Source organism: Carnobacterium sp. (assembly GCF_040274425.1).
The window spans coordinates 1-4769 of record NZ_JBEMBC010000131.1 but is presented as its reverse complement, the minus strand read 5'-3'; the positions used below and the strand labels follow the sequence as shown (position 1 = coordinate 4769).

The following is a 4769-nucleotide window of genomic DNA, read 5'->3' as shown; positions in this document are numbered from 1 at the left end:
CTATTTCTATAGGGTTTTTTTTTTTATATTGATTATCAATACATGATTATATGGTATAGTAAAAAAAAATAGGTATTCAAATTAAAATTATGGGGGATTTAATTTGAAGGAAAAAACAAAAGAAATTTTACTAACAATTGTAACAGTTATTTTAGCTATTTTTTTAACCTTTCTCACTCAAAATCAGTTACCTATGCTAGATTTTTTAACTGTAGGGAATAGTTTAGTTCGTTGGGGATACTTTTTAATCTTCTATGTAATTTACTTTTACGTCGTATCTAAAATTATTTTTTTTGTTAAAAGTAAGAGGGGCCATAATGAGTTATAACGTCTAAGCATTAAGAATGTAACAAGTAATAAACGCATTTTTATTTTATTTGAGATGCCATAAAAACTTCCGAATTGTAGAGAGAAAAATAGGGAAGACCCGGATTTTGTATTTAAGCAGCATTAATGTTCTCTTTATCTGCAAAAACAGAGTTAGCAAAATATTTATTAATGGCTAATTGGAATTTGTCTAACTATTTACCAAGTAATTATCCTTCCATGGAAGGTATGACGTTTACGTTTTCTATAACAATAAACGGTCTTTACATTATTTTATTGCTGTCTATAGCGTATTATTCCTTTAATAGAAAAGATATATTAGCTTAGGTCGGATGTTAGTAGCTACTTTATCAAATGTGTTTCGTACAATATGGATAAGTTCCAATGAAATAACATTAAAATGGTGCGTAAAGTAGTGTTATAATCACCTTATTTTATTAACTATAGTAAATATTTTTTCTATTCAAATAAGGTATTTATTAATTTAACAGGAGTTTGAAATGGGTTCATTCTTATTAATTATTATTTATGTCTCATTTATTAGCCTAGGTCTGCCTGATTTACTCATTGGATCAGCTTGGCCGATTATGCATAGTGAATTAGCTGTTCCTTTATCTTATGCTGGCATTATTACGATGATTATTGCTGGATGCACTATATTATCTAGTCTTTCTTCAAATTATTTAACGAACAAATTAGGAACCGGATTGATTACAGCATTGAGTATATTAACCACTGCTATAGCTTTATTTGGCTTCTCTATTGCTGGTTCTTTTATAAAATTGTGTTTATGAACTGTTCCTTGAATTATAATGAATACGAGAACTAAAAAAATAAAGGTAAGTAATTTTTGTTTTCTTAGAGAGTTTCTAGAAAAACCATGAATTATTCAGGGAAAGAATAAAAAGGTAAATATTGCTAACAATTTCAAAATGAATAATTTTAGGAGGCGGTTTAAAATGGTAAAAGAAGCTTTATTAATTGTTGATATGAGTAATGATTTCGTTGCTGACAATGGAGCGTTAACGGTTGGTAAGCCAGCACAAGAAATAGTCCCTTATATTAACGCTTTGGCAACAAGGTTTTTAGCAGAGGGAAACATAGTTATTGTATCAATGGATGCACACCAAAAAAATGACTCACATTTTGAATTGTGGCCACCACATAATATTGTGGGAACAAAAGGGCAACAACTATATGGAGATTTGTATGATTGGTTTCAAGATAACAAGAACCATAACAATTTAATTTATAAATCTAAAACGAACTATAATGCATTTTTTCAAACTGATTTAGCTGAAACGTTAAAAATTTTAGAAGTAGAAAAAGTTCATATTGTTGGTGTGACCACGGATATTTGTGACTTTTTAACAGTTGCAGGAGCCGATGCAGAAGGTTTCAAAACAGCTATTCATAAACGAGGTGTCGCAACGTTTACTAATATTGGAGAAACCATGGTAAACCATATGAAACGTTGCTTTCATACTGAGATTATAGAATAAAGACGAATATGCTAAAAATACATGAAATTGGATAGAATCATGTATTGATAAAGACAGGATACAATTACACAAGTATCAGTGTAGTAGGTTTAATATTCTTTGCATTTGAAGCAGTAGCCACATGGGATACATTTTTATTAGTAATTTAAAAGGAGACTCTTTATGAAATGTTTTTTTGAAGAAAAAAATGATATAGAAGGTTATCATGAAAGTTTATTATCTTTAAAAAAAATATTGGAACCTAAAACTTTTAATTTTATGTTAAACGAATCTTTACATGATAGTGTAATCAACAACATAACAACTGTAAATAATTATGATGAAAATAAACATAATACTGGAAAAGACAGTATTGTATCAGTATCTGCTCATTTAAAACACTGGAATGAACATGAACATGAATTACTATGGGAAAATGTGACAGTGTACTTATTAGACTTCGATATATCGAGAAATAAAATAGCAGAAAGCAACCAAATTTTATTTGATAGAGGATTAGATGAATGGTCTCACGATGAATTATTGTTAATAAAAGATAGTTATTTAAGACATGAAATGTTTTTATTTTCACAAACAACTATTATAATTGAATGTAGCAAATTTTCTATTAATCAGATTGATTAAACACGGGTGAATTAATTATGTAGACATCCCATCGTATCTAATTGACCTTAATAAACATATATTTATTGAAGTTTAATTAGATAAAGTTAGGTATTTAGAACCTTGTCAAATGAGGTTCTAAATATTTTTTTGGAAAGGTTTTACAAATCGGATCACAAGAAAAATAGAGATAAATTTAGTAAGTAATATTCCTATATATCAATATAATAAAGAGTGTCATTTAAATCTTAATACAAACATAACGATAATTATATAAATTCATATAAAATTAAAGGTATACTTCTTGATATTAATAAAACTAAAAGGAAGTAGGAGATAAAATGGGTTTTTGGTATTTTCTAATACTCTTTGTAGGTATCGCTCTTATTATAGTAGGTATGTTAAATAAAGATGTTTCACGGTCAGTTAAAATTGTAAGTATGTCGTTTATTATCGGGGTTTTATTTATTATCATTTCGTTAATTATGCTATTGCCAGGCAGCTCTGAAATAATTGCTCAATTATTACAACTGAATTAATAAAAAAAATGTATTTAAATTATTAAAAATAGGAGGAAGGCCTATATGAAAATACTATTTTATATAGTTTCATTTATAATGCTGGTATCACTTATAATTGTTTATATCACTTATGTTAATTACTATGGAGACTTAATTTGGGTTCCTGGGATCTTACTATTTGCAGGACTGTGTTTTAATTGGTATCTTTTTTCTAGCTTATTTAATAAGTTGAGTAAGCATAAAGAGGAATAAAAGATGCATAAAATCCTGTATCAATGAACTTACTTTGACAAAGGTTCCTGTCTCATATTTTTAGTCAGAAAAGATAGAACCTTATTTTTCAAAGTAAGGTTCTATCTTTCGTAATATCAGAATCATTGAAGATGAAATTAGATCAATTTTATTAAATTTAAGATCGGTCTTTTTACTTTTAAACTACTTTAAAATAAAGTACATTTAACTGAATAATTATAAAAGGAGGGAAAAAATGTTATTCGAAGGCTTTAAACTAAAAGTAGTAGATACTGGTGAAGTTAAAATTCGGTTACGCTATGGTGGTGAAGGTCCGCCGTTGCTGCTTTTACACGGCCATCCCCAAACTCACATGATGTGGCATCATATCGCTCCGCTTTTGGCTAGAGACTTTACAGTAGTCATGCCTGATTTAAGGGGGTATGGAGACAGTTCTAAACCTCCAACAACGATAGACCACTCTCCTTATTCCAAACGAGCAATGGCAAGAGATCAAATAGCTGTGATGAAACATCTAGGATTTACCCAATTTGCTGTTGCAGGACACGATAGAGGCGGTAGATGTGCCTATCGCTTAGCACTTGATTTTCCTGAAGCTGTTACAAAGCTTGCTATCCTAGATATCATTCCTACTGGAGAAGCGTTTAAGCATACTAATAAAGAATTTGCTATGGGATTCTGGCATTGGTTCTTTCTAGCACAGCCCTTCGATCTTCCTGAAAAGATGATTGGAGAAAATCCAGATAACTTCTATTTCCGAGGAGACAGAAGTCTGTTTCATCCTGAAGCATTAGCTGATTATTTACGCTGCATTCACCAGCCTGATACGATTCATGCAATGTGCGAGGATTATCGGGCTGGTGCTTCTATCGACCTTAAATTAGATAAGGAGGACCAAGGAATAAGAAAAATCAGTTGTCCAGTTCTGGCATTGTGGAGTGATCACGGTGAACTTCCTGACTGGTATGATGTGTTATCGGTCTGGCAAGATTGGGCTGATGAAGTACAAGGACGTGGAATAAATTGTGGGCATTATTTAGCAGAAGAAGCACCTCAAGAGACTTACGAGGAGTTTTATAAATTCTTTAAAGCTTAAAACCGCAACAATGTAAGCGATGTTATGACGACGAGGATTACCGAACTTTTCAAAATAAATGCTTTAAAGATGAAGTAAGCTCTCATTAAATGTTTCAATATATTCAATAAAATAGAAGATAAATTAAAAATAAGTAAAAGTATGCTCAGAATACTCCTCTTCTGTAGAGAATTCCCTCCTGAGTGACTTATTACACATTTTTTAAATGAAATACATGAAATTGGATAAAACAATGTATCTAAAAAAGGTATCCGCTTATTTTTAGCGAATATCTTTTATAAAAGTAGCTCTGTAAAAGATTTTTCATTTAACCTTCATATGTGTTTTTTTCAGCAGTTAAAAATACTTTTACTTCTTCTCTTTTCCCCATTTCAGAGCCGCAGCGCTTGAATGTGACTGCTAAACTAAATAGTGCAGATATTGCTAAATAAGAATGTGCACTTTTCCCCAATTACTTCCTTTGATTTG

At 30.5% G+C, this 4769-nt stretch carries 7 protein-coding genes; 6 read left to right on the top strand and 1 reads right to left on the bottom strand.

Annotation, left to right across the window (positions count from 1 at the left end):
* Window positions 1-453: 453 nt before the first annotated feature.
* From ABS911_RS15400 to ABS911_RS14355, 6 genes are all read left to right on the top strand, one after another.
* Window positions 454-654 carry a DUF2705 family protein gene (locus tag ABS911_RS15400; RefSeq protein WP_502880557.1) on the top strand — a complete coding sequence of 67 codons (201 nt, stop codon included), beginning with the start codon at window positions 454-456 and terminating at the stop codon, window positions 652-654.
* Window positions 655-827: 173 nt separating this feature from the next.
* Complete coding sequence (locus tag ABS911_RS14375; protein ID WP_350468130.1) at window positions 828-1121, top strand: hypothetical protein; 294 nt, start codon at window positions 828-830, stop codon at window positions 1119-1121.
* 165 nt (window positions 1122-1286) lie between these two features.
* Complete coding sequence (locus ABS911_RS14370) at window positions 1287-1829, top strand: cysteine hydrolase family protein (RefSeq protein WP_350468129.1); 543 nt, start codon at window positions 1287-1289, stop codon at window positions 1827-1829.
* A 162-nt stretch (window positions 1830-1991) separates the two neighbouring features.
* Entirely contained in the window at window positions 1992-2453 is a 462-nt protein-coding gene (locus tag ABS911_RS14365; protein WP_350468128.1) for a hypothetical protein, read from the top strand.
* A 320-nt stretch (window positions 2454-2773) separates the two neighbouring features.
* Entirely contained in the window at window positions 2774-2971 is a 198-nt protein-coding gene (locus tag ABS911_RS14360) for a hypothetical protein (protein WP_350468127.1), read from the top strand.
* Window positions 2972-3440: 469 nt separating this feature from the next.
* Complete coding sequence (locus ABS911_RS14355) at window positions 3441-4301, top strand: alpha/beta fold hydrolase (protein WP_350468126.1); 861 nt, start codon at window positions 3441-3443, stop codon at window positions 4299-4301.
* A 307-nt stretch (window positions 4302-4608) separates the two neighbouring features.
* Here ABS911_RS14355 and ABS911_RS14350 read toward each other — a convergent pair whose 3' ends face one another.
* On the bottom strand, window positions 4609-4752 hold the full coding sequence (locus ABS911_RS14350) for a hypothetical protein (RefSeq protein ID WP_350468125.1): 144 nt from the start codon (window positions 4750-4752) through the stop codon (window positions 4609-4611).
* Window positions 4753-4769 lie beyond the last annotated feature (17 nt).